The 24,262-nt window shown below is 50.4% G+C and carries 21 protein-coding genes; 5 read left to right on the top strand and 16 right to left on the bottom strand.

Translation table 11 applies throughout. The features are described from left to right. Nucleotides 1-3 precede the first annotated feature (3 nt). From arsS to pdhA, 12 genes are all read right to left on the bottom strand, one after another. The gene (gene arsS / locus WF803_RS06155; RefSeq protein WP_489610668.1) at nucleotides 4-957 is read right to left on the bottom strand and encodes an arsenosugar biosynthesis radical SAM (seleno)protein ArsS; all 954 of its coding nucleotides are present in this window, start codon (nucleotides 955-957) and stop codon (nucleotides 4-6) included. Between the two features lie 135 nt (nucleotides 958-1,092). Beyond that, nucleotides 1,093-1,389, bottom strand: a complete 297-nt coding sequence (locus WF803_RS06150; protein WP_489610667.1) for a DUF2129 domain-containing protein — start codon at nucleotides 1,387-1,389, stop codon at nucleotides 1,093-1,095. 11 nt (nucleotides 1,390-1,400) lie between these two features. Further along, on the bottom strand, nucleotides 1,401-4,832 hold the full coding sequence (locus tag WF803_RS06145) for a pyruvate carboxylase (protein WP_489611904.1): 3,432 nt from the start codon (nucleotides 4,830-4,832) through the stop codon (nucleotides 1,401-1,403). Nucleotides 4,833-4,868: 36 nt separating this feature from the next. Continuing rightward, nucleotides 4,869-6,098 carry an FtsW/RodA/SpoVE family cell cycle protein gene (locus WF803_RS06140; RefSeq protein WP_489610666.1) on the bottom strand — a complete coding sequence of 410 codons (1,230 nt, stop codon included), beginning with the start codon at nucleotides 6,096-6,098 and terminating at the stop codon, nucleotides 4,869-4,871. After that, a complete protein-coding gene (locus WF803_RS06135; protein ID WP_489610665.1) occupies nucleotides 6,091-6,381 on the bottom strand; it encodes a DUF1507 family protein in 291 nt (96 codons plus the stop codon). The genes WF803_RS06140 and WF803_RS06135 overlap by 8 nt, the downstream gene beginning before the upstream one ends. Before the next feature lie 103 nt (nucleotides 6,382-6,484). Next, complete coding sequence (locus WF803_RS06130; protein ID WP_489610664.1) at nucleotides 6,485-7,450, bottom strand: acyltransferase family protein; 966 nt, start codon at nucleotides 7,448-7,450, stop codon at nucleotides 6,485-6,487. Between the two features lie 50 nt (nucleotides 7,451-7,500). Further along, the gene (gene typA / locus WF803_RS06125; protein ID WP_489610663.1) at nucleotides 7,501-9,348 is read right to left on the bottom strand and encodes a translational GTPase TypA; all 1,848 of its coding nucleotides are present in this window, start codon (nucleotides 9,346-9,348) and stop codon (nucleotides 7,501-7,503) included. A 110-nt stretch (nucleotides 9,349-9,458) separates the two neighbouring features. Then, on the bottom strand, nucleotides 9,459-9,746 hold the full coding sequence (locus tag WF803_RS06120; protein WP_489610662.1) for a UPF0223 family protein: 288 nt from the start codon (nucleotides 9,744-9,746) through the stop codon (nucleotides 9,459-9,461). Between the two features lie 288 nt (nucleotides 9,747-10,034). Then, nucleotides 10,035-11,453: a dihydrolipoyl dehydrogenase gene (lpdA, locus tag WF803_RS06115; protein ID WP_489610661.1), complete on the bottom strand. Its 1,419-nt coding sequence runs from the start codon at nucleotides 11,451-11,453 to the stop codon at nucleotides 10,035-10,037. An 11-nt stretch (nucleotides 11,454-11,464) separates the two neighbouring features. Continuing rightward, nucleotides 11,465-12,799, bottom strand: coding sequence for a dihydrolipoamide acetyltransferase family protein (locus tag WF803_RS06110; RefSeq protein ID WP_489610660.1), 1,335 nt, complete (start codon nucleotides 12,797-12,799; stop codon nucleotides 11,465-11,467). Between the two features lie 55 nt (nucleotides 12,800-12,854). Continuing rightward, nucleotides 12,855-13,847: an alpha-ketoacid dehydrogenase subunit beta gene (locus WF803_RS06105; protein ID WP_489610659.1), complete on the bottom strand. Its 993-nt coding sequence runs from the start codon at nucleotides 13,845-13,847 to the stop codon at nucleotides 12,855-12,857. Nucleotide 13,848: 1 nt separating this feature from the next. Continuing rightward, nucleotides 13,849-14,952, bottom strand: a complete 1,104-nt coding sequence (gene pdhA / locus WF803_RS06100) for a pyruvate dehydrogenase (acetyl-transferring) E1 component subunit alpha (protein WP_489610658.1) — start codon at nucleotides 14,950-14,952, stop codon at nucleotides 13,849-13,851. Nucleotides 14,953-15,307: 355 nt separating this feature from the next. On the opposite strand from pdhA, the gene def reads away from it, so the two are divergent. Continuing rightward, on the top strand, nucleotides 15,308-15,883 hold the full coding sequence (def, locus tag WF803_RS06095; protein ID WP_489611903.1) for a peptide deformylase: 576 nt from the start codon (nucleotides 15,308-15,310) through the stop codon (nucleotides 15,881-15,883). A gap of 58 nt (nucleotides 15,884-15,941) precedes the next feature. Here def and coaBC read toward each other — a convergent pair whose 3' ends face one another. The 3 genes from coaBC to pfkB form a co-directional block, all read right to left on the bottom strand. After that, a complete protein-coding gene (gene coaBC / locus WF803_RS06090) occupies nucleotides 15,942-17,144 on the bottom strand; it encodes a bifunctional phosphopantothenoylcysteine decarboxylase/phosphopantothenate--cysteine ligase CoaBC (RefSeq protein ID WP_489610657.1) in 1,203 nt (400 codons plus the stop codon). Nucleotides 17,145-17,190: 46 nt separating this feature from the next. Further along, complete coding sequence (locus tag WF803_RS06085; RefSeq protein WP_489610656.1) at nucleotides 17,191-19,176, bottom strand: PTS fructose transporter subunit IIABC; 1,986 nt, start codon at nucleotides 19,174-19,176, stop codon at nucleotides 17,191-17,193. Nucleotides 19,177-19,255: 79 nt separating this feature from the next. After that, the gene (gene pfkB, locus WF803_RS06080) at nucleotides 19,256-20,191 is read right to left on the bottom strand and encodes a 1-phosphofructokinase (protein WP_489610655.1); all 936 of its coding nucleotides are present in this window, start codon (nucleotides 20,189-20,191) and stop codon (nucleotides 19,256-19,258) included. Between the two features lie 187 nt (nucleotides 20,192-20,378). Between pfkB and WF803_RS06075 the strand changes: the two genes are divergently transcribed. From WF803_RS06075 to WF803_RS06065, 3 genes are all read left to right on the top strand, one after another. Beyond that, entirely contained in the window at nucleotides 20,379-21,026 is a 648-nt protein-coding gene (locus tag WF803_RS06075; protein WP_489610654.1) for a 50S ribosomal protein L25, read from the top strand. Nucleotides 21,027-21,224: 198 nt separating this feature from the next. Next, nucleotides 21,225-21,554: an iron-sulfur cluster biosynthesis family protein gene (locus WF803_RS06070; RefSeq protein ID WP_489610653.1), complete on the top strand. Its 330-nt coding sequence runs from the start codon at nucleotides 21,225-21,227 to the stop codon at nucleotides 21,552-21,554. A 61-nt stretch (nucleotides 21,555-21,615) separates the two neighbouring features. Then, on the top strand, nucleotides 21,616-22,815 hold the full coding sequence (locus WF803_RS06065) for a hydroxymethylglutaryl-CoA reductase, degradative (protein ID WP_489610652.1): 1,200 nt from the start codon (nucleotides 21,616-21,618) through the stop codon (nucleotides 22,813-22,815). Nucleotides 22,816-22,859: 44 nt separating this feature from the next. On the opposite strand, the gene WF803_RS06060 is transcribed toward WF803_RS06065, so the two are convergent. After that, nucleotides 22,860-24,056, bottom strand: a complete 1,197-nt coding sequence (locus WF803_RS06060) for a hydroxymethylglutaryl-CoA synthase (RefSeq protein ID WP_489610651.1) — start codon at nucleotides 24,054-24,056, stop codon at nucleotides 22,860-22,862. Nucleotides 24,057-24,116: 60 nt separating this feature from the next. On the opposite strand from WF803_RS06060, the gene WF803_RS06055 reads away from it, so the two are divergent. Then, nucleotides 24,117-24,248, top strand: coding sequence for a hypothetical protein (locus WF803_RS06055; protein WP_489610650.1), 132 nt, complete (start codon nucleotides 24,117-24,119; stop codon nucleotides 24,246-24,248). Nucleotides 24,249-24,262 lie beyond the last annotated feature (14 nt).

The following is a 24,262-nucleotide window of genomic DNA, read 5'->3' as shown; positions in this document are numbered from 1 at the left end:
CTCTTAGGCCTGCTGGGCGGCGGCTTGGAGGGGGCAGGTCGTTAATTCGCCGCCGCAGCTAGAACCGAAGCCTGCGGTACAGCCGTAGCAATATTCACGGAAGACAATTTCCCGCTGTTCAAGGCCATTTTCGACGAGATCAAAAATGGTTTCCCCCGACTTGATCGGTGTATTGGTCATTTGGTGGAAGTCACAATCATAAATTTTTCCGTCATAGCCCACCGACACTTGCGAGCGGCACATGACATTCGGAACGGTCACCGGGTTAAAATTGTCCTCCAGCAGTTGCATGTAGCCATCGAAGTAATCCATCTCATTGAGGAAGTCCTCAAAATAGCCGAGCGGTAAATTGGTTATGGTGTAAAGCTCGGTAAATTCGATGCCATAGGGTTCAAAATGAGCGCGATAATCTTCTGCTAGCGCATTTTGTTCGGGCGGCAAGGTGGCTCCCAGTGGGTTATGAACGAGATTCAAAGGTCGATCAGGGTCGATGCCATAGCCCATGTCATTTAATTCCTTCAGGGTTTTCATGATTTTCTTGAACACCCCGCTGCCGCGCACTTTGTCCACGTTATCAGCCGTATAGCAAGGCATGGAGATAAAAATAGTGACCGGGTATTTTTTGTAGAAGGCCCGCATCTTCTTGTTCAAAAAGGTCCCATTCGTGCGCACGATCACCTCATCCACGAGGGGAAAGGCCCGCTCGGCAATATAGGTGAAGCGGGGATGCATGGTCGGTTCACCGCCCGTAATATCAAATGTTTTAATTTTTGGATTTAAGCGGGCAAGATCCAAGCAGGCATCCATGGTGCGCTGATCCATCATTTCATTATGGGAATCCCGCATGACATGGCAATGCCGGCAACGTAAATTACAAATTTTTCCAATATTCACTTGTAGGGTTGAGATGGTGTCCGTCACTTGAAATTCTTTGGGGACACGGTCTTTAAATTTCATGGCTATCCTCTCCTCACTCCAGCGTTAATGCCTACTTCTTCCCACTTACCATAAGTAACAAAACTTGTTTTGTCAAGGTTTATCGCTCTTTTTCCACAAAAAAACGCACCCGTCTCAACGAGTGCGTTTACTCTTTTAAAAGCGATATTTTAGGGGCAGGCCTTCGGTGGGTTCTTCGGGCTGAGGTAGATTTTCCAGCACCGTACTAAAATCCTCTGCTAGCTCATAGCGGGGTGAGACATTCACGGACGCCACGATTTTTAAGCGGCGTAATTTCCGAATGGTTTCACTGACATCCTCCTTATTCACATAGAGAATGGCATATTTTTGCTGGTGGGAAATATAGTGCACAAAGCCATAACGCTGGAGTTGCCGTGTTTTTTTGGTATGGCGTAAAGTTAGCACTAATTCCCGGCGTTCTTGCTTTTCCATGGCAACACCCCCTAACTTTCTTCAATCACGAGGAGCAGATCGCCACTTTCGACTTGCTGGCCGGGGCTGACTTCTACCGCGGCTACCCGTCCCTTGACTGGTGTTTTAATCGTCGTTTCCATTTTCATCGCTTCGCTGACAAGGACGACATCCCCCGCTGCGACCTCATCACCCACTTCCACCTTCACACTAACGATACTGCCGGGCATGGTGGCACCAATATGGCCACGGTTATTCTTATCGGCCTTCAAGCTTTTGGCTTCATGGCTTTCCGCCTTTTGATCCACGATCTTGATTTCTCGGCGCTGGCCGTTCAAGTCGAAGTTCACAAGACGTTCTCCGCGCGCATTCGGATCGCCAATGAAGTTCAAGGTAATGAGGAGGACTTTCCCCTTTTGAATTTCCACGGCGATGGATTCATGGGGAGCCATGCCATAGAAGAAGGTGGGCGTGTTGATAAATTGGACGTCACTGAAGATATTGGTTTTCTCCAAGTAGTCCAAGTAAACTTTCGGATACATGAGGTAGGAGAGCACATCACGAGTGCCCGCCGTGATATCAGCTGCTTCCTCGAGTTCCTCTTGCACGGCCTCAAAATCAACCGGTGGCAGGAGTTCGCCTGGCCGCTTCGTCGTGTAGTCGGCGCCTTTAAGGATAATATCACGGACCTCAGGTGGGAAGCCGCCAACGGGTTGGCCGAGCTCGCCCTTCACAAAGCTAATAACGGAATCAGGAAAATCAATCTCCCGCCCTTTTTCATAGAAGTCGGCAATCGTTAAGTCATTTTGCACCATGAAGAGCGTCATGTCACCCACGACCTTGGAGGAGGGCGTCACTTTGATGACGTCGCCGAAGAGAAGGTTCACTTCATGGTACATGCGCTTAATGTCCTCCCAGCGGTCATCCAGTCCGACCCCTAAGGCCTGCTGCTGGAGGTTGGTGTACTGGCCACCGGGCATTTCGGTCAGGTAAATTTCAGTCTCTGGTGCCTTTAAGCCGCTCGTGAAAGCCTCGTAGTAGGGGCGGATTCCGGACCAGTAATGATTCATTTTTTGGACGTTCCGGATATTGATATTGGGGCAACGCTCCGTTTGCTCCATGGCATAGTAGAGGCTGGACATGCTGGGCTGGCTCGTGAGGGAACTGAAGGCTGAAGTGGCCACATCCACAATATCCACTCCGGCACGCGCTGCTTCTAAGTAGGTGGCAATCGCATTCCCGGCCGTATCATGGGTGTGCAGGTGAATGGGGACGTCGACGGCTGCCTTCAATTCGGAAATCAAGGCATAGGCACCCTGGGGCTTCAGTAAGCCGGCCATGTCCTTCACCGCAATGATATCCGCCCCCAAGTCGACGAGGTGCTTGGCCAAATCCGTGTAATATTTCAAATCATATTTCCGCCGGTTGGGGTCAAGCACATCGCCCGTATAGCACATGGCAGCTTCCGCAATTTTCCCTGTTTCCTTCACAAACTGCAGGGGCTTTTCAATTTGCTTGGGCCAGTTCAAACTGTCAAACACGCGGAAAATATCAATGCCAGAACGGGCGGCCTCTTCAATAAAAGCCCTCAGAACATTATCCGGATAAGCCTTGTAGCCCACGCCGTTCGCCCCACGGAAGAGCATCTGCAACAGGGTATTCGGCATAGCTTGGCGCAGTTGATCCAGCCGGTCCCAGGGATCTTCGGTTAAGAAACGGTAGGCCGCATCAAAAGTCGCCCCACCCCAAACTTCCATGGAGAAGAGCTCGGGCGTGGCCACTTCCACCTTTTTCGCGGCTTTAACCATATCCTTCGTGCGCATGCGAGTCGCCATCAAGCTCTGGTGGGCATCGCGCATGGTCGTGTCCGTCAGGAGGAGTTCCGGCTGGCTTCGGATATAGTCCTTAACAGCAGAGACGCCCTCGGTATCCAAAATATTTTTCGCCGTCCGCTTTTTAGGACGTGGTTCGAGATCCGTCGGCATTTCGGCCTTGGTGAAGTAAGGCTTGGGCTTTTGCTCGAGTCCTGGAAAACCATTGATCGTCGTTTCTGCTAGATAGCGAAGCACTTTATTCCCGCGGTCCTGGTAGCGACGTTTAGGAAATTCAAATAATTCCGGACTGTCGTCAATAAAACGCGTGGTCGCTTGGCCAGATTGGAAAACCGGATGGTGAATCACATTACTGAGGAAAGGAATATTATGCTTTATCCCGCGAATACGATATTCACGCAGGGCCCGCTTCATTTTCGCAACGGTTTCCTCAAAAGTCATGGCATGGGCAATTAATTTTGTCACCATGGAATCATAATAAGGGGAAACCTCCGCATTTTGATAGCCGTTCCCGGCGTCGAGGCGTAAGCCGAAGCCGCCTGGCGAACGGTAAGTGTTAATCACACCCGTATCGGGCAGGAAATGATTGGAGGGATCTTCGGTCGTAATGCGGCATTGGATGGCATAGCCCATGAGTGGCAGATCCGCCTGCTTCGGCAAGCCAATCTCCGCCAAAGTCTCACCGCCAGCAATACGGAGCTGGGCTTTGACAATATCGACGCCGGTAATTTCTTCAGAAATGGTGTGCTCCACTTGGACTCGGGGGTTGACTTCAATAAAGTAGAAGTCCTGGCCATCGAGGAGAAATTCCACCGTGCCCGCGTTCTCATAGCCGACTTCCTTCATTAAGCGCACGGCTTCCTGGCACAATTTCTTCCGTACCGCCATGTCGAGGCCTACCGTTGGGGCGACTTCCACGACTTTTTGGTGGCGGCGTTGGACAGAACAGTCCCGCTCCCAGAGGTGCATGACGTGGCCAGCTTGGTCCCCTAAGATTTGCACTTCGATGTGCTTGGGATTTTCGATGTATTTTTCCACGTACATTTCTCCCGCCCCAAAGGCTTTTTGGGCTTCACTTTGGGCGGTGGTGAATTGCTCTTCAATTTCCGCTTGGGAACGAATGACCCGCATGCCACGGCCTCCACCCCCGAGCGCTGCTTTCACAATAATGGGATAGCCATATTTCTTAGCAAAAGCTTCAACGTCCTCTAGGGAATCGACCGGTCCTGGCGTACCTGGAATCTCCTGCACGCCACTGCGTCGTGCTGCCTCCTTGGCCTTAATTTTATCGCCAAACATTTCTAGCGTTTTGGTTTTCGGACCAACAAAAATGAGGCCTTCTTCCCGACAACGGCGCGCAAAGGTAATGTTTTCGGAGAGGAAGCCATAGCCGGGGTGAATGGCGTCGGCCCCGGTATCCTTAGCCAGCTGGATGATCCCTTCAATATCTAAGTAAGCCTCCACCGGCTGCTTCCCTTGGCCAACCATGTAGGATTCATCTGCCTTAAAGCGATGGACGGAGTGCTCATCCTCTTTGGCGTAGATGGCGACCGTCTCCATGCCGAGCTCATAGCAAGCTCGGAAGATGCGAATAGCAATTTCGCCACGATTAGCAACTAGAACTTTTTTAATGGCCACAAACATCATCCTTTCACAATGGGTATCCTGTTACTCTGTTGGTTCCTGAACGACTCGTAATTTATTGTCATGCCGAATGGTGGACAGGCAGAGGCCGATGAAAATCGCCGTTGTAAAGACCGAGGAGCCCCCGTAAGAAATCATCGGAAAGGTGACCCCCGTAATCGGCAATAGGCCAGTAATCCCCCCGAGATTGACTACCATTTGTACCAGTAAGTAGCTGGCTGTGCCATATAAAAGCAATTGGTGGTAAGTTTTTTGCATGGTTAAACCCCGCATGAGGAGGTGGCCAATGAGGTAGATGTAAATACCTAAAATGATCAGCAAGCCAAAATAGCCCAGCTCCTCGCCCACGATCGCCATGATAAAATCGTTATGCGGTTCGGGCAGGTAGCCCTTTTTTAAAATACTATTCCCCAAGCCGCGCCCCAACCAGCCGCCCGAATAGAGGGCATAGTAGGACGTGACCTGCTGCAAGCCGGCACCCTGGGCCGTCCTAAAAGGATCGACAAAGGTCAATAAGCGCTCGGTTTGGTAGTGGCTGGGAGAAATATTGAAATGATTGAGCACTTTGACTAAGAGCACCAAAGCCCCGTAACCCAATAAGCCCATGCCGCTAAGCCAGTAGGCAATTTTATTGGGAATTCCAGAAGCTAAGAGCATCAGTAAGGCGATCCCCAAGAGTAAGGCCATGCCCCCAATATCTGGTAAGAAAAAAGCAAGGCCGAGCCAGCTCGCCAGAACGAGGAAAATGCCCTTATGCGCAAGAACCCCTGGCCACAGTCCCTCTACCGGCAATTGGGCCTCCATCTGACTGAGCGTCCCCGCCAGCAACAATACCAAGGCAGGCTTCGCAAATTCAATGGGCTGCAAGGTAAAGGAACCAATCACAATCCAGCCTTTGGCACCATTAATTTCAGCGCCAAAAAACAGCACATAGATTAAGGCAGCCGTTATGCCAGCTATCAGCGCCCATCTCGCTGGGGGGCGCTTCAAACAGTTAATATTAAGCCGATAAACAACGAGAATAATAGCGAAAGCCCCAAGCGTAAAGAGAGCCTGCTTAAGCCCGTAGCTCCAAACCGGCAACTGCTCGGTCAAGGCCCGGTAGCTGCTGGCACTAAAAACGAGTAAAATACCAGTCATTTGGAGAAGTAAATAAGGTACCAGCGTCCGCCAATCACATTCGGCCAGCCAATTCCCCAGGCGGCGCGCCCAGCGCTCCTTGAGAGGGGGTTTACTGCTGCGGTCTTTAGGCATTGGGCCGCTCCTGCTGCTGGGCTTCAAAAGCGTCCGTATAAACTTGATTCAAAGCTTCATCCAAGTCTGTGAGCAGCTGGTGCCCCTCCGCTTCGTCCAAGAGGTCGACACTGATCGCCAAGGCAACCTGCTTAGAGAGGCCATACATTTGCGTGTCCACCACCTCTTCAAAAACAGGACACTGGGCATAGCAAAGGTGTTCTCTCTGGGTTTGAATTAATTGGTAAATCCGGTTCGCTTCTGCTTCCAGTTGCGTGCGAACTGCAGTTTTATATTGAGACATGATGAGCCTCCTTTGATCATCTTAAATACTTATATTATAACATATTTCGCCTAATACTCACTGATTTTAAGCAAGTAAAGCCCGCCTGGCCAGCAAATACAGCCTACTCCCCTTGGGTAAGGAAGCGGCGCCCTTGGCCAAGGAGGGTGTTTACACCTAAGCAGATACTCCCAAAAACGAGGAGGCGTAAATAAGGAGACGGCAGGAGGGGCAAATGCCACCAGGCGGCGATTTTTCGCGCCCAATCCAAGCTAAAGGAATGACTCAAATACAGTAAGTCTGAGCGAAAACGACCAAAATGGCTGAGCCGATCAGCCTGGCCAGGGCTAAGGCTGGCCAAGTACACCAACAAAATAGCAGCTGCTCCTAAGGCCCAAGCATAGAACAAACCAAAAGTGTGCTGGGCGAGCCAGGGTAAGCTAGCGATTAAAAGGCCAACCAAAAGCCCGAGTAAGGGCCGGAAACGTTCTTTGAGAGGCTTGATTTGAACCAGCAAGCTGCCAACGGTTAAATACCAGTAGGCTTGGAAAATACTGCCATAACGGAAGAATGGCTCTAGGCCAAAAAAATCGCGCCCCTTCATCCCGATCAGGTAGAAAAGCGCCGCAAAAACCAGTTGGCCGTCAGGAGATAAATGGCGCTTGACTCCGGGGAGAAGCCAGAGTGCCCAATACACGGCCCACAAAAACCACAAAGGAATAGACGCAACCACCCCACTAAACACCGCATCTAGGGTAAAGCTATGATAGAGACGCTCGACAGCTGTCACAAAGGAGCGGTCCATCGTCCACATGAAAAGATTACTGATGAGGTAGCAGCAGCTAGCCTTTAAAAATAGGGCCAGTATTTTTCGCCGGTAGCGAGAGAGATAGTTTCGCCCTTTTTCCCCGATAAAATAGCCCGCCAGCAGGAAGAAAATAGGAACAGCTAAATTCAATATTGGCCGGTACCAGCCATAATTCCAAAAGTTTGTGGTCTTTAAATCAGCAACCGGTGCGGTGATGTGAATCGCCATGACCATCAGCGCCGCCAGGGCTTTGAGTTGATCGAAGTGGTGCAAACGTGCCATAATCCCTCCCAAAAAAGCCCAGGTCTCCCTAGGCTTAATATCTGTAGCAACTAATCATTGTTTTTCGCTTTTTTCAAGCGTTTGTGATAACGGGCTCGTTCACCCTTGTTCAGAATTTGCTTGCGCAGGCGAATGTTTTCTGGCGTGACTTCGCAGTATTCATCATCGTCCATAAATTCCAAGGATTGCTCGAGATTCATATGGCGAGGTTCCTTAATGGTCGCTGTTTGGTCTTTGTTCGCCGAGCGCACGTTGGTTAAGTTTTTGGCGCGCACAATGTTCACGTCAATATCTTCCTCCCGCGCATTTTCCCCGACAATCATTCCTTCGTATATTTCCGTGCCCGGCGTCACAAAAATTGTTCCCCGGTCTTCCACATTCATAATGCCATAGGTCGTCGCCTTGCCTTTTTCTGTGGATACCAAAGAACCGTGATGGCGGTGGCCAATGGCTTCCGGTAATTTGGGCTGGTAACTGTCAAAGGTATGGTTCAAAATCCCATAGCCGTGGGTGAGCGTAATGAATTCAATGTTATAGCCAATCATGCCACGAGCGGGCACCAAGTAAGTCAAACGCACCGTCCCTCGGCCTTCATTCACCATGTCTTGCATTTGCCCTTTGCGCGTATTTAAGGATTCAATGACGGCACCTTGGTAGGCTTCGGGTGTGTCAATTTGCACCAATTCAAAAGGCTCGCAAGTTACACCGTCGATCTCCTTCAAAATAACTTCGGGACGGGAAACTTGCAATTCAAAGCCTTCCCGCCGCAAGTTTTCAATGAGAATGGACAAGTGCAATTCCCCCCGGCCGGAGACAATCCATTGATCCGGTTCCGAAGTATCTTCCACCCGCAAGGACACGTCCGTATGCAATTCATATTTCAGCCGTTCTTCCAATTTACGAGCAGTCACCCATTTCCCTTCCTGGCCAGCAAAAGGTGAATTATTAGTCAGGAAGGTCATCTTCAAGGTCGGCTCATCAATCCGCAAGGCAGGCAGGGCTTCCTGTACCTCGGGGTCGGTGACAGTTTCACCTACATAAATATCTTCCATCCCCGAAACAGCAATCAAGTCACCGGCAAAGGCCTCATCAATATCGACTCGCTGCAAGCCGAGGAAGCCAAAAAGCTTCGTCACGCGGAAATTTTTCGTGGTGCCATCCAATTTATTTAAGGTCACGTGATCGCCCACCTTAATGTGGCCTCTAAAGACGCGACCAATACCAATACGGCCGACGTAGTCATTGTAGTCCAACATGCAAACTTGGTATTGCAAGGGCTGATCGCTATTATCGAGAGGAGCTGGGACGGTATCAATAATCGTTTCAAAGATCGGCGCCATGGTATGCTCCTGGCGTTCAATCTTCGGCGAAAAGCTTGAAGTTCCATTCGCCGCTGAAGCATAAATCACCGGGAATTCAATTTGGGAATCATCGGCCCCTAATTCAATAAATAAATCCAGGACTTCGTCAACCACTTCATAAGGGCGGGCTCCCTCTTTATCGACTTTATTCACGACAACCAGCGGTGTTTTCCCCGCTTCAAAAGCCTTTTGTAGGACGAAACGGGTCTGGGGCATGGTGCCTTCCTTAGCATCCACCACCAAAACAACGCCATCCACCATGGTCATGATCCGTTCCACCTCGCCACCGAAGTCGGCGTGGCCTGGAGTATCCATGATATTGATGCGCGTGCCCTTGTACTCCACGGCGGTATTTTTCGAGAGAATGGTAATGCCGCGTTCGCGCTCAATCGCGTTGGAGTCCATCGCACGATCTGCTAATTCCGTGCGGTCGTCCAGGGTATCCGACTCTTTCAGTAATTGATTCACGAGCGTCGTCTTGCCATGGTCAACGTGTGCAATTATAGCAACATTTCGAATATCTTCACGTGTCTTCATTTTGCTCCCTCCAGCGATTGTTCTATCATTTTGACAACTTATGTATTTTACCATAAGCCCAGGCTTCTGTATAGTTTTTCTGAAAAGGAAGCTTGCCCTGCTCCAAAAAACTAATGCTTAGGGCGATCGAGACTGATGCGACCTCGACCTTGTCTTTTTGCCTTTTTCATGACGTGGTAGAGTTCATAGCCACCAGTCACCCGCGCAAATTCACGGGCTAATTGCTTTTCTTCCGCCTTACTTGGCACCACTTCCTTAAAGCCTTGGTAGAGGAGCAAGAACTCTTCGGCTAAAATATTAGCTTCATAAGCACGCTCTACCCCGCGCCAGCAATTAATGACCTTCGTCATTTCCTCAACCGACCAGTGGTGGTCAATGGGATAAGTATAGTCAGCCATAAGTGACTCCCTTCAATTTTTGTTTTCACCTTTAGGATACCAAAAGAAAAAAGCATTGCCCAATTCCTCACTCTCAAGAGCGGAAAAGGGCAATGCAATAGTAGGACTTTGAAACTAGGTCGCTGTGACTTTCTAGTCCGGCTCACCTCCAGTTCCTTCGTCTGCGTTACTCTTTAGGCCGAACCTGACTATGTCAGAACCGTCCTAAAGAGTCAACTCAACGGGAACTTTGGTGGCTTCGTATCCTAGTTTTCCAGTGGTCCTGCCTGCTCTTCGAGCTTCGCCTCCTTACATGTGAATAGGTAGGCCTAATAAGCCTTCAGCGGCGTCCTTGATGGATTCGATCAAGGTTGGGTGGCCGTGAACTGTTAAGGCGATATCTTCGGCGGTGAGGCCATTTTCGATAGCTAAGCCGATTTCAGCAGTGATGTCGGAGGCATGGGGGCCGACCATTTGACCACCGACGATGACGTTGTCTTCCTTGGTAGCGACGAGGCGCACGAAGCCTTGGTCAACGCCCATGGAGACGGCACGCCCATTCCCACCGAGTGGGAATTTAACGGTGTGAACATCCAAGCCTTTTTCCTTGGCTTCGTCTTCGGTGAGACCGAGGCTAGCCAACTCAGGATCGGTGTAAGCGATGGAAGGCATGGATTTGTAGTCAACTTCACTGGCTTCACCGGCAATGGCTTCTGCGGCAACAATGCCTTCATAAGAAGCCTTATGGGCAAGAGCAGCACCCGGAACAATGTCCCCAATGGCATAGATGTGGTCAGCGGTGGTTTTCCCTTGCTTATCCACTTTGATGAGGCCGCGGTCGTCTAGTTCAACACCCGCTGCTTCAAGGCCGAGGTCATTGGTGTTCGGGCGACGGCCAACAGAAACGAGGACGTAGTCGGCAGTGACTTCTTTTTCTTTGCCTTTCTTCGTTTCGTATTTCACGGTCACAGAATCGCCATTGTCGATGGCTTCTTTGGCCATGGCTTTCGTTTCGACCTTGATGCCTTTTTTCTTCATGCCGCGTTGTACCACTTTGACCATATCTTTTTCAAAGCCGGGGAGAAGTTGTGGGGAACCTTCGAGAATGGTGACGTCGGTACCAAGGTTAGCGTAAGCTGAGCCTAATTCGGAACCGACGATCCCCCCACCAATGACGATTAAGCTCTTAGGGAGGTCCTCAAAGTGTAGGGCGCCGGTGGAATCCACAATGCGGCCACCGAAGGGGAAACCAGGAATTTCAATCGGACGAGAGCCCGTGGCAATGATCAAGTTTTTGAAGCTGTAAAGTTGGTGCTCGTCGCTATCCTTCATTTGAACAGTCAACTCGTTTTCACCGTTGATGTAAGCTTCACCTTCGACTACTTCAATGTTATTTTTCTTCATCAGGAAGCCGATGCCGCTAGTCATTTTATTGACAACGGTATTTTCCTTCCAATCTTGGGTTTTATGGAAATCAAGCTCAACATTTTCCGTAGTGATCCCAAACAATTCACTGTCATTTTTTGCCATTTGGTAAGCATGACCAGCTTCGATTAAGGCTTTTGAAGGGATACAGCCGACGTTCAAGCAAACCCCACCTAGGAATTCGCGTTCAATAACGGTGACTTTTTGGCCTTTTTGTGCAGCCCGAATTGCAGCGACATAGCCGCCAGGGCCTGCACCAATAACGATGGTGTCGCGTTCTTCTGCCATTGCTCCAACTACCATAGATGATCTACCTATCCTTCCATCAATAAGCTTTCAGGGTCAGACAACAAGCGCGCAATTTCGTTGAGCGCCCGTTGACCTGTCGCACCATCAACAATCCGGTGGTCAAAGGTCAACGATAATTTTAATACCCGACCAACAGCGAGGTCTCCTTGCTCATTCACAACAGGTTCTTGGACAATTGCGCCAAAGCCTAAGATAGCGACTTCCGGATAGTTAAGAATTGGGGTGAAGAATTCTCCACCGATTGAGCCAATGTTGGAGATTGTAATGGTACCATCTCCCATTTCCTCATTGTCCAATTCACCGGCATGGGCTTTTTCGGCTTTTTCGGCAATTTCTCCGGCCAAGTCAAACATGGACTTAGTGTCTGCGTTCTTAATGTTAGGAACGAACAAGCCGGCATCGGTATCGGTCGCGATACCTACATTATAATAGTGTTTCAACAAAAATTCATTGTTTTTGGCATCGACTGAGGCGTTAAGGGCTGGGAATTGCTTCACAGCAGCAATGACGGCCTTCACGGCATAAGGCAGGAAGGTTAGTTTCTTACCTTTTTCCTCTGCAAGTGCCTTGAATTTTTTGCGATGGGCCCAAAGCTTGGAGACTTCAACGTCTTTGAAGAGGGTCACTTGGGGTGCGGTTTGCGAGGACACGGTCATGGCTTCGGAAATCAAGCGACGCATGGGTGCCATACGCACATGCTCGACCTTATCAGCATTGGCTTCGGCAAAGAAAGTCACGTCTGCTGGTTGGGCCATGACAGGCGCTGCCGTAGTCGCAGGGACTGCCTCGCTAGCTTCACCGGCCGCTGGTGCCGAGCCACCCTCAGCCTTAAAGGCATCAATGTCTTCCTTTAAGATGCGACCGTGCTGGCCGGAGCCGCCCACTTCCGCAATGTCCACGCCTTGTTCACGGGCGTAGCGGCGGACAGAAGGCATAGCCAAAATGAGGCCGTCTGCCCGTTGTTTTCTTGGAGCAGCTGGTTTTGCTTCCACAGGAGCTTCATCGCTAGCCTTGTCTGCGGCTGCTTGAGAGGCTTCTGCTGTTTCCTCAGCATCTGCTGCGCTGTCTTCTGCAGAAGCAGGCTCTTCATGATCCGGTAAGCCTTCCCCTTCAAAAGCCACGAGCGGTTCACCAACAATTGCCATGTCGCCTTCCTCCACGTATAATTTCGTGATTTTACCAGCGACCGGTGACATAATTTCTTCAACAGATTTATCGTTTTGAATTTCCACTAGGGTGTCTTCTTCTTGGACTTGGTCGCCCACTTTGACATCCCAGGCAACAATTTCGCCTTCTGCCATGCCTTCGCCGACATCGGGCATATTAAAAATGTAAGCCATCTTTGGACTCATCCCTTCTATTATCTACTAACTTCCTCACAAAATAAAGGCTTTCCTAGAAATCCTTTGCCTTTAGGGCAGCAGCCACGATATCGTCGGCTTTTGGGAGCCAGTCCTTCTCGGCTAGACCGAAGGGGAATACCGTATTGGGTGCGGCAACGAATTGAATGGGTGCTGCTAGGGAGAGAATATTACGTTGCGAAATTTCAGCAATGACATGGTTGCCCACTCCCGCTTGTTTTTGGGCTTCTTGGACCATGACCACGCGACCCGTTTTTTCAATGGATCGGCTAATGGTTTTCATATCCAAAGGCCAGATCGTACGCAAGTCAATGACTTCAGCTGAAATATCCTGCTTGGCCAAAGCATCCGCCGCCTTGAGAGCTTCGCGCACCATGTAGCCGTAAGCGATGATGGTGATATCCGAACCTTCGCGGGCAACGTTCGCTTGGCCGAGTGGTAATTCGTATTGCTCTGCCGGCACTTCTTCGCGGAAGGACCGGTAGAGGCGCATGTGCTCGAGGAAGATGACGGGGTCATTGTCGCGGATGGCTGCCGTGAGCAGGCCCTTGGCATCGTAGGGACCAGAAGGAACAACGACCTTCAAGCCAGGGGTTTGCACCATTAAGCCTTCCAGGGAATCAGCGTGCATTTCTGGCGTGTGTACCCCACCACCAAAAGGCGAACGTACAGTAATTGGCATCTGTTTCGTCCCCTTCATGCGGTAGCGGTAGCGCGACATTTGCCCACAGATGGAGTCCATGACTTCAAACACAAAGCCGAAGAATTGAATTTCCATCACAGGGCGGAAGCCTTGCAGGGACAAGCCAATGGCCATCCCCCCAATGGCTGATTCAGAAAGGGGCGTATCGCTAACCCGCTCCGTACCGTGGTTGGCTTGCAGACCCGTCGTCGCCCGGAAAACTCCACCGTTCACACCGACGTCTTCGCCAAAAACAAGTACGCGCTCATCTTGGCTCATTTCTTGATCTAGGGCTTCCGTAATGGCTTCGACCATTGTTTTTTGCCTTTCATTTTTTTTCGCCATTTTAGCTACGCTCCTTTTCTTCGTAAATCTCAATTTGTTCAACAATATCTTGGCCAGGTTCTTCGTACATATTCTTCAAGAAGCCAGAAACTTTTTGCTTCGGAGCTGCTTCAGCTTCTTCAATACCGGCCTTAATTTTTTCTTTATAGTCTGCGATAATTTTTTCTTCTTTCTGTTCGTCCCAAAGGCCTTTCTCGGTTAAGTACTTCCGGAAGCGAATTAAAGGCTCCCGAGCTGTCCAGGCTTCAATGTCTTCTTCCGTCCGATAAAGTTTCGGATTGTCGCCTGAAGTCGAGTGGGCACCCAAACGATTTGTCACCGTTTCGATAAAGACAGGGCCGTGTCCCGCTAAGGCCCATTCGCGGGCTTGCTTGGCCACAGCGTAGACTGCTAAGGCATCATTACCGTCCACTTGCACGCCAGGAATCCCAGCGGCAGCAGCCTTTTGGGCGAGGGTGTGGGCGGCTGTTTGCTTTTCCCGTGGTGTGGAAATCGCATAGCCATTGTTTTGAATGATGAAAACAATCGGTGCTTGGTAGCGGCCCGCATAGTTCCATGCTTCATAGGAGTCCCCTTGGGAAGAACCGCCATCACCAGTGTAGGTGTACGTTACTGCTTGGTCGCCCTTTAATTTTTGGCCGACTGCACAACCCATGGCTTGGATCAATTGCGCCCCAATAATGATTTGTGGGGGCATGGCGTTAAAGCCTTCCTCGTAGACATTGCCATCCTCATGGCCTCGTGACCAGAGGAAAGCCTTGGACAAAGGATAGCCCTTAGCCACCATTTGGGGAACATCCCGGTAGCCAGGGAATAGCCAGTCATCGGTGGTGAAGGCAAAGGATGACGCAATTTGGGAAGCTTCCTGGCCAAAGGTAGGCGCATAGAAGCCTAAACGGCCTTGCTTGGAGAGAGCAATGGAGCGCTCATGCAGCGTCCGCGCTTGAACCATCAAGGTCATCAACTCCACCATTTCTTCATCACTTAATTCAGGTAGATAGTCTTCGTTTACGACTTGGCCTTCTTCATCGAGTACTTGAATCTCAGGATAAAGTGCGGCTAAATCTTCCAATTGTTGGTTAAAATCAACGATTGCTTTCGCCATGTTGATCATTCCTCCCTATGTACTTTAATGTATAGCTGTTATAACTAAGTCCTCTTACTGTTTCATTCTAGCCCATTCATTATGCTATTTCAAGAATACAATTCACTTTTCACAAAGTTCTTTTATAGTACAGTAAGGATTACATAGCGTTTTAGGGGGAATTCAAGGCTAGCTGTTTCACAACCTGTTAGCTTGTAACTGTATCCTTTTATTTTTTCATTTGTTACAAGTTATGTCTTTTAAACCGGAAAGGCTTACGATTAAGATAGGCCTGAACCAGCAATTTTTGACAAAGTAGGGAAGTCATGGGAAAATGAAGTGATTCTAGGAATTGACGATTAAGGAGATGCAAACGATGATCACGATGGCTGATATTATTCGTGACGGGCACCCCACCCTGCGCGAAAAAGCGGAGCCGGTTGAATTTCCGCTTAGTGAAGAGGACCAGCAACTGGCCCACGACCTGATGGAGTATGTTTTAAATTCTCAAGATGAAAAAATCGCCAAGAAATACGGCTTGCGTCCGGGCGTGGGCTTAGCGGCCCCCCAGATCAATCAGAAAAAACGGATGACAGCCTGCCATTTTGCCGAGTATGATGAGGACGGCCAAACGCATCCCGTGATTGACGGTGTTTTTATTAATCCCCGTGTCATTAGCCACTCCGTGGAAAAAGTGGCCCTACGTGAAGGTGAAGGCTGCCTCTCGGTGGATGAAAATTGGCCAGGCTACGTGCCCCGTTACGCTCGGGTGACGGTCCGCTACCAAGACGAAAGTGGCGAAACACACGAGCAACGCTTCAAGGGCTATCCCGCAATTATTATTCAACATGAAATTGACCATTTAAACGGCATCCTCTTCTACGATCATATTAATGAAGCAGAGCCCTTCACTCTGAAGGAGCATGAATACCTCTTAGGGGAGGAAGATTAAAAAACTCAAAGGTGGCGCTTGTGCGCTGCCTTTGAGTTTTTGTGTGCTTGGCATGTAACTACTGACTTGCCAGTATTTTTAGGAAAATTTGCCCAGCCAAGGCGACTTTATCTTGGGGCGGCAAGGCCACTTCCCCATCGGCCGTGAGGAGGTAGGCCGCATTCCGCTCACTTTGAAAGCCGAGGCCGGCTTGGCTGACATCATTGGCAACCAGTAAATCCACACCCTTCCGCTGGAATTTATCCCGGGCGTACTTTAAGACCTGCTCCGTTTCCGCCGCAAAGCCCACCAAGAAGAGCTGGCCGCCGTGGGGCAGGCTTTGGAGGATATCCGGATTCTCAACCAAGTCCAGGCTTAAGCCCTGGCCTTTTTCTTTTTTGATTTTTTGCGGGGCAGAAGTTTGAGGTCGGTAATCACTGACCGCTGCTGCCATCACCACGATATCAGCCTCCGCACTATGTTTCACCATGGCAGCAGCGAGTTCACGGGCGTCAGTGACCCGATCGACCTCAATTTGAGGCAGCACTGGCAAGCGCCTAGCCTCACCCGCCGCCACGAAGGTCACCTGGGCTCCTAGTAGGCTAGCCACGGTCGCTAAAGCCAAGCCCATCTTCCCACTGGAGTGATTGGTGATGGCTCGCACGGGATCCAAGGCCTCGACCGTGCCGCCGGCGCTGACCACCACTTTTTTCCCGGCTAGCGGATAAGGCTTGGAAAATTCAGCGAGAACGAGCTGGGCCTTGACCGCCCAAAAGATGGCTTCTAAAGCTGGTAAGCGGCCACGACCGGCATAGCCTTCTGCTAGGTAACCGTAAGCCGGCAGGAGAACCGTGTGCCCTTCCGCCTCAAGCACTTGGACGTTTTCTTGGGTTGGGGCTTGGGTCCACATTTTTTCATTCATCGCAGGCGCCCATAAGATTGGCCCCGCATAGGCCAAAAGCAAGCTGGCCGCTTCGTTATCAGCGAGGCCTTGCGCTCGTTTGGCGAGGGTATTCGCCGTAGCAGGCACCACCAACAAGAGGTCGGTCCAGTCCGCCAGCGCAATGTGGCCGACGGGATCGGGGTACGGGTCCTTGCCGCCCAAGACCGGATAGCCGCTCAAGACAGCGAGGGTTTTTTCACTCACGAAATCTAAGGCGTGTTGGGTCACAGCGATGCGCACTTGGGCTCCTGCTTTCACCAAATGGCGTAGCAAAAGAGGTGTTTTATAAGCCGCAATCCCCCCAGTAATGACTAAAGTAATGTGTTTTCCTTTAAGCATACAAGCCTCCTTCTGCCCTTTCCTGTGTGCAGCTGGTCAATTTTCCTTAGGCCTGACTTTCTTTATCGCGGAGGAAAATGATGAGTAAAATTGCCCCCACGATACCGCCAATGAGCCAAGCCAAGAGGTAGAGAACCGGATGGGTGACCCCGTTAGCAAACACGGCAAAGATGCCGCCATGAGGGACATAGCTCACACAGTCAAATAGCATGCTTAAAGCGCCTGCCAAACCGGACGCAATCGCCAAAGACGGAATCACCCGCAAAGGTTTCGACGCCGCAAAGGGAATGGCACCTTCCGTAATAAAAGCCGCCCCCATGACATAGTTAACGAGCGCACTGTTTTTCTGGGCTACTGGCCAGAGATCCTTCTTCAAAGTACTCGACAAGGCGATCGCTAGGGGAGGGACCATCCCCCCAATCATCACAGCAGCCATGATGTCTGAGCCTTGGCCAGCGGCTTCGCTCACCAGTGCTGTCCCAGTAACGTAGGCTGCTTTATTAATGGGGCCACCCATATCAATACTCATCATCGCCGCCACAATGAAACCTAAGAGCATATTAAATTCCCTCGGCACACTGGATAGGCCATGCACCAGGGCTTGAGACAGGAGTCCTAAGGGCCCGTTAACCACCAGTAACATAATCACCGCCATGATAAGAACCCCGAAAACAGGGAAAAGCAGAATGGGTTTCATCCCGTTCAAGGCTTTGGGCAGCCAGGAGAAGGCCCAGCGCAAGAAGCGCACAATGCCTCCCGCCAGAAAGCCAGCCACAATAGCGCCTAAAAAGCCCGAACTGGTGGTGTGCGTCAGTAAGCCTTCTGCCGAAAAGGCGGTCAAAATACTAGGATTAGCCAAGACACCACCCATCATCCCAATAACAAGGCCTGGGGTGTCCGCCAGGGAACGGCCAATAAAACCCGCTAGCACCGGCAGCATCATGGCAAAGGCCAGGCCGCCCGTGGTTTTTAGAAAGTGAGCAATGGCGTTAAATTCACTTGAAGTTGGGTCCGCAGAATTAATCCCCCAGAAGAAGGAAAGCGCAATTAACAAGCCCCCTGCCACCACAAAAGGCAGCATGTGGGAGACCCCATTCATTAAATGCTTATAGGCCTGACGGCCCAGACTTTCCTTTTCACCGCTAGCATGTCCTAGCTCTTGGGACTCGATGTCACCTGTGGCTTCATAAATCGGTAAATCCCCACTCAAGGCGCGGTCTAAAAGCTCATCAGCATGATTAATGCCCGCCCCGACAGACGTCACTAAAACCGGCTTGCCGGCAAAGCGGGTCATCTCTACATTCCGATCGGCACCGACAATAATAGCATCACAAACCTGAATATCCTCTGCCGTCAGCGGGTGTTCAACCCCCACTTGGCCATTGGTTTCTACCTTGATTTTTAGGCCCCGTTTTTCCGCAGCCTGCCGCAATTTCTCTTCGGCCATATAGGTATGGGCAATCCCCGTCGGACAGGCCGTCACGGCGAGCAGGTAGGCGCCCTCCTTAGCTTCTGGCTTGGCGGCCTTGCGAGCACTGGACCTCGTTTCCTCGGGTGCGGCTGTTTGCTCGTCCTTAGGCTGGCTTAATTTAACAACCGTCTGCTTCACCGCGCTAGGAGAAGTAGCTTGGAGGAACTGCTCCTTAGCGCCCGGCTTCATTAATACACTGGATAATTGGCTCAAGGCCTGCAAATGAGCATTATCACTGCCTGCGGGCACCGCAATCAAGTAAACTAATTTTACCGGCTGATTATCCAGCGCCTCCCAGGCTAAGCCCGCTTCACAGCGCGCAAATACAATGACAGCTTCCTTAATCGAAGCATCTTGGGCATGGGGAATCGCAATTTCATCCCCCACCCCAGTTGTGGACTGTTCTTCTCGTGCCCATAGTTTTTGGGCAAAGGCCTCGGCATCCTCTACTGCACCAGCTTGGGCACAGCGCTTGGCAAGTTGTTCCAGCACGGCCTTTTTAGGGGCTGGCTTGAGGTCCAAGACCATTAAATCCTCACGAAATAAATCCTGTAAACCCATTTTTCTCCTCCTTAAATTTCTAGGCAATTCGCCCAGTTGCCTTGATTATACAATAATAAGCTTCTTTTGGGCAGCTTTTCTAAGAATGTGTTGAACAAGGTTCAATGCGGGTTTGGGCAAAACATTTTTCAATGAGAGGGCGCTCGGCAATGCCAACGGAAAAAGCCGTGGCCGAACCACAGGCCGTGGCCCACTGCAGAACTCTGTCTGCCGTCTCCCCCGCTGCTTGGGCTGCTAAATAGCCGGCTAGCATAGAATCCCCAGCGCCCGTAGGATTAACGACTTGGCCTTGAGGAGCTTGACTTTTATACACTTCTCCAGTTTCCGTTAGTAAGAGAGCCCCTGCTGCTCCCAGGGAAACCAGCACATTTCGCGCTCCCAAGGCTTGAATTTCCTGGGCTGCTCCTAAAACGTCCGCCGCTGTTACTAGAGTGCGCCCCACCAGGTCTCCTAATTCCTCTTGATTGGGCTTAATGATGGCCGGCCGGTAAGGCAGGCAAGCTTTGAGGAGATCACGATTCGTATCCAAGGCAAAGTGTACGTCCTTCTCCTGGCAGAGGCGGGCAATGGCAGCATAAAATGACGGGCTTATTCCCGGCGCCGCATTGCCAGCCAAAGCCAGCGTGTCCTGGGCTTGGAGGCGACTTTTTAAGTCTTTTAAAAAAGCCTCCTGCTGCTCTAAGCCGACTTCAGGTCCGGGGGCATTCACTTCCGTGGCCGTTTGCCCTTGGCTGTTTACCTTCGTGTTCAGACGTGTGGTGCCGGAAAGCTTTAAAAAGCTTGTTTCTAGACCGAGTTTTGCCAATTCATCTTCAATATAGAATCCGATAAAGCCACCCAGGAAGCCCAGGGCGATATTTTCCAAGCCCAAATGCTTCAGCAAAACAGAAATATTGATGCCCTTCCCGCCAATAACCACCTCCTGTGACTGAGCCCGATTCAAGCCACCTAGAGTCAAAGTCCCCGTTTGGTAGACAATATCCAAGGCCGGATTTAAGGTTACGGTGTAAATCATTGCAAAACTCCTCCCTAGCAGGGACCAGGCCTGGAATTTCCCCAGAACCCTAGCCAAAACCCGCTGGCTTATGCTATAATACGGTTTATATGCGATTAAAATTTGCACAACTTGAAACATCATTTGCTTCTATGGTATCATATGGTGTATTTCTTTATGAAGAAGTAAATGCTCAGGAGGGAAAAGAATGAAATACGTAGCAAAAACTCGTGACGCTGCCGGTACTTCCGCTTCCAAAAAATACCGCGAAGACGGCCTCGTCCCTGGCGTCGTCTACGCTAGCGATATGGAACCTATTAATATTGTTCTCGATAAAATGGACGTTGAAGAAATCGAGCGTGAGCTGGGTTCTAACTCTGTTTTCCAATTAGAAATTGAAGGCGAAGAAACACGCACTGTTTTCTTGCGTGACATTTCACGTGCCGCTTTGAAGCCTATCATTTACAACGTGGCCCTACAAGCCATTAAAGCGGGTGAAAAACTCGAAGTGACCTTGCCAATTTGGATTGAAAATGAAGATAAATTGGCTGATAAGGAAGGTATTGCTTCCTTGAACATCTTCGAAATCGAAGCCCGTATGGAACCCGCCAAAGCTCCAGAAGCCATTATTGCAGATGTGGCAGGCATGGAAATCGGCGATACCATTTCTGTTGCTGATATTACCTTCGAAGGCATCGAAGACGCTGAAATCCTCACCGATATGGATGACGTGCTTGTTTCAATCACGCTACCTGATGAAGAACCTGAAGAAGAGGAAGCAGTCGACGAAGAAGTTGAACCCGAAGTAATCGGTGCAGAAGACACCGAAGTTGAAGAAGCAGACGACAAAGAATAAGCTAGCCAAAAAGTCTGACGGTGGTCAGGCTTTTTTCTTTTTTTTAAAAGCAAAAGAAATCGCTCGCAGGAAAATGAATACGTCTACAGTAAAAACACCCGCCAAAAGTGTGCTATAATAGGCTTCGTACACAAGAACTTGGCACAGGAAGACCTTGGCCAAGTCGTAAATAAAATGTATTTCGAAAGGGATTCATAAATGAGGCTATTTTTTACTCGTAAGGCGATTGAAAAATTAAAAGAACTCGACCGTTTGGATAATTTGTGCCTCCTGACAGTACGAGATACCCAAACCGACTTGGACGAGTCGGGCTATAATCGCATTATCATGCGAGCGAAAGTCACCGATTCTAAGGAATTCCCCTACCAAGTGGAGACAGGGATTGGCAACATCTATTTCACAGCCAATGCCAAATACCAACTGGGGGAGGACAATCGGATCGACTACGATGATTTCCGTCATACCTTCGTTCATGTTCGTGACGGCCACATGGTTGATGACAATTTACTTTTAGAACAAGCAGAATAAACTCAGCTAGCGGGTCTGCCCGCTTTTTTATATTGATAACGATTTATAAGGAGGAATCCCCATGCAGCCCCGCGCTTTTCGCCGTTTTCAACAGAAGAACCAAGCCGAACGCCTCCAAGTGCTCAGGGAAGAAGGCCTTCTCACCGCTCAAGAGGAGAAGCGTCTTTTAGCCGGCTCGCCCTTAAGTTTTCTAGAAGCTGACCGCATGGTTGAGCAAGTCATCGGAAGCTTCGGCCTGCCCTTGGGCTTAGCGACGAATTTCCACATTGACGGGGAGGACTATGTCTTGCCCATGGTCATTGAGGAAGCGAGTGTCATTAAGGCAGCCAGTTTTGCGGCACAACTCGCCAAGGCTGGGGGCGGTTTTCAAACGGACGTGCCTAAACGGCTGATGGAAGGCCAGATCACCTTTACCGGCACCTGGTCAGCGGACCTAGCAAAAACTTTTCAGGAAAAAATAACGCAAGCGACCCCCACGCTCCTGCAAGTCGCTAGGGAAGCTTTCCCCGATATTTTAAATTACGGTGGTGGCCCGCAAACGCTTACCACCCAATGCTTTCAAGATAAGGCAAGGGGCTACTACACCCTCTACCTCACCGTGGATACCCAGGAGGCCATGGGAGCCAATATGATAAACACCATGCTAGAAGCCATCCAGGCCCAGTTAGAAGCGGACTTTAAACGGGCGGCTTTACCGCTGAGCCCTCTCTTCGCTATTATCTCCAATCACGGGGAAAAGGCTTTGGCTACGGCTCGCTGCCAGATCCCCTATCGTAAATTAAAAGTGGGTAAATTAGCGGGCAGTGAAGTCGCTAAGCGCATTAGTCAAGCCAGCGCCTATGCCAAAATCGATCCCAAGCGGGCCGTCACCCATAACAAGGGCATTATGAACGGGGTGGATGCCCTAGTCTTGGCGACTGGAAACGATTGGCGGGCCATTGAAGCGGGCGTGCATGCCGCTGCCGTTCAAGGGGGCCACTACCAAGGCTTAGGCGCTTGGACACTCGCTCCTGAAATTGAAATGCTCCAAGGCGAACTAACCCTGCCCTTGCCCGTAGGTACGCTTGGCGGCAGTATCAATAGCCAGCCCGGCGCCCAATTGGCCTTCAATCTACTCGGCCGGCCTAAAGCCCAAAAATTTATGGGTATTTTAGCGGCTTTGGGCTTGGCACAAAATCTAGCCGCCTTAAGGGCTTTGGTCTCTGAAGGAATCCAAGCCGGGCACATGCCCCTGCAAAAAAGGCAAAAAAATAAGCCCTAAGACCAAGTCTTAAGGGCCAAGCCAGCTTCTTCGGCTGGCTTTTTTTAGCCGTAATAGCGTTTATGGTCAGCGACTTTAAGCAATTGGAAACGATCAGCTCGGGGGAGGGCTACTTCCCTCGTCTGGCCATTAATTGGTAGGTTTTCCTTAAAGTTAGCTTCATAGGCCGCGATCGACCATTGCTCCCGCTCTTTAAGCAGGCTTTCATGATGCGCCCGGTGCAAATGTTTCTCATAGCCAGGACTTAGGGTGCCGGAGAAAAATTCGGCCACGGAGCCCGAACCATAGCTAAAGAAGCCCAAACGCTCCCCACCCTGGAGGCTTTCATTTTGCTCCAAGAGGCTGAGTAAGCTGAGGTAGAGGGAGGCCGTGTAAATATTTCCGACCTGGCGATTGTAGTAAGTACTCGTTTGAAAGGCAGCTTCCAAGCGTCTTGACGTTTCTTCTGTACCTTCCTGACGCAAGCGCCGCAAGCCTTTTAACCCCATTTTCGTATAGGGGATATGCAAGCAAATCGCCGCAAAGTCATCAACGGTCAACTGGGTAGCGGTCTTATAACCTTCCCAGGTTTCCTGAAGCATATGGAGGTATTGCGTCAGGGATAATTTCCCATTCACAAGCGCTTCTTTTTGGTAGTTGGGCCGCCAGAAATCCATGCAGTCCTCCGTGCGCACACTGCTGTCAAGATTCAGGCGCAAAATTTTAGGATCAGCACTCACCAGCATGGCCACTGCGCCAGCCCCCTGGGTGGGCTCCCCAGCGGTGTTTAAGCCGTAGCGGGCAATATCACTGGCAATGACGAGGGCTTTTTCCCTAGGATGGGCCAAGACATGCGTGGCCGCGAGATGCAAAGCGGCGGTCCCACTATAACAAGCTTCCTTCATTTCCACCGAACGAGCTTGGGGACTAAGACCCAGTAAGTGGTGCACGTAAACAGCGGCCGCCTTCGACTGGTCCACCCCACTCTCCGTGGCTAAAATAACGAGTCGGATCGCTTCCTTATCTTCCGGCAGCAAAATGTCCTGGGCCGCATTGGCTCCCAAGCTCACAATATCATCGGCAAGCTTGGGCACTCCCATGAGGTCTTGGCCAATGCCTTCCAAGTATTTTTTCGGATCAATGCCCCGCGCCTTCGCCAGGTCTGCCATGTCAATATACTGCTCCGGCGTCGCAAAGGCGATTTGTTCAATTCCTACATTCATCATCTCATCCTCAATTTCTAACTCTGAAGCATTTCTCAAGTCTCAATTACTTTTCGCGGGTTAGCCAATGTGGTAACATGAAACAAAAGGAGGCTAACGATGGCAATTTCAGATGACCAAAAGAAACGCAATCGTAAAATATTACGCTATGCCCTACTCCTCATCTTCACAATCGGCCAGAGCCTATATCTCGCTTACAAAGACCGGAAAGATGAAGAAGAAGTTGAATAGCAGGAAAGAAAAAG

The sequence above is a fragment of the Aerococcus sp. BD502 genome, from assembly GCF_057919555.1.
Note: the sequence above shows the minus strand (reverse complement) of the source record. Positions and strands in the feature narration are given on the sequence as shown.

Coding starts and splice junctions, on each gene's coding strand:
- arsS (WP_489610668.1), bottom strand. CDS start 957: ATGAAATTTAAAGACCGTGTCCCCAAAGAATTTCAAGTGACGGACACC.
- WF803_RS06150 (WP_489610667.1), bottom strand. CDS start 1,389: ATGGAAAAGCAAGAACGCCGGGAATTAGTGCTAACTTTACGCCATACC.
- WF803_RS06140 (WP_489610666.1), bottom strand. CDS start 6,098: ATGCCTAAAGACCGCAGCAGTAAACCCCCTCTCAAGGAGCGCTGGGCG.
- WF803_RS06135 (WP_489610665.1), bottom strand. CDS start 6,381: ATGTCTCAATATAAAACTGCAGTTCGCACGCAACTGGAAGCAGAAGCG.
- WF803_RS06130 (WP_489610664.1), bottom strand. CDS start 7,450: ATGGCACGTTTGCACCACTTCGATCAACTCAAAGCCCTGGCGGCGCTG.
- typA (WP_489610663.1), bottom strand. CDS start 9,348: ATGAAGACACGTGAAGATATTCGAAATGTTGCTATAATTGCACACGTT.
- WF803_RS06120 (WP_489610662.1), bottom strand. CDS start 9,746: ATGGCTGACTATACTTATCCCATTGACCACCACTGGTCGGTTGAGGAA.
- lpdA (WP_489610661.1), bottom strand. CDS start 11,453: ATGGTAGTTGGAGCAATGGCAGAAGAACGCGACACCATCGTTATTGGT.
- WF803_RS06110 (WP_489610660.1), bottom strand. CDS start 12,799: ATGGCTTACATTTTTAATATGCCCGATGTCGGCGAAGGCATGGCAGAA.
- WF803_RS06105 (WP_489610659.1), bottom strand. CDS start 13,847: ATGGCGAAAAAAAATGAAAGGCAAAAAACAATGGTCGAAGCCATTACG.
- pdhA (WP_489610658.1), bottom strand. CDS start 14,952: ATGGCGAAAGCAATCGTTGATTTTAACCAACAATTGGAAGATTTAGCC.
- def (WP_489611903.1), top strand. CDS start 15,308: ATGATCACGATGGCTGATATTATTCGTGACGGGCACCCCACCCTGCGC.
- coaBC (WP_489610657.1), bottom strand. CDS start 17,144: ATGCTTAAAGGAAAACACATTACTTTAGTCATTACTGGGGGGATTGCG.
- WF803_RS06085 (WP_489610656.1), bottom strand. CDS start 19,176: ATGGGTTTACAGGATTTATTTCGTGAGGATTTAATGGTCTTGGACCTC.
- pfkB (WP_489610655.1), bottom strand. CDS start 20,191: ATGATTTACACCGTAACCTTAAATCCGGCCTTGGATATTGTCTACCAA.
- WF803_RS06075 (WP_489610654.1), top strand. CDS start 20,379: ATGAAATACGTAGCAAAAACTCGTGACGCTGCCGGTACTTCCGCTTCC.
- WF803_RS06070 (WP_489610653.1), top strand. CDS start 21,225: ATGAGGCTATTTTTTACTCGTAAGGCGATTGAAAAATTAAAAGAACTC.
- WF803_RS06065 (WP_489610652.1), top strand. CDS start 21,616: ATGCAGCCCCGCGCTTTTCGCCGTTTTCAACAGAAGAACCAAGCCGAA.
- WF803_RS06055 (WP_489610650.1), top strand. CDS start 24,117: ATGGCAATTTCAGATGACCAAAAGAAACGCAATCGTAAAATATTACGC.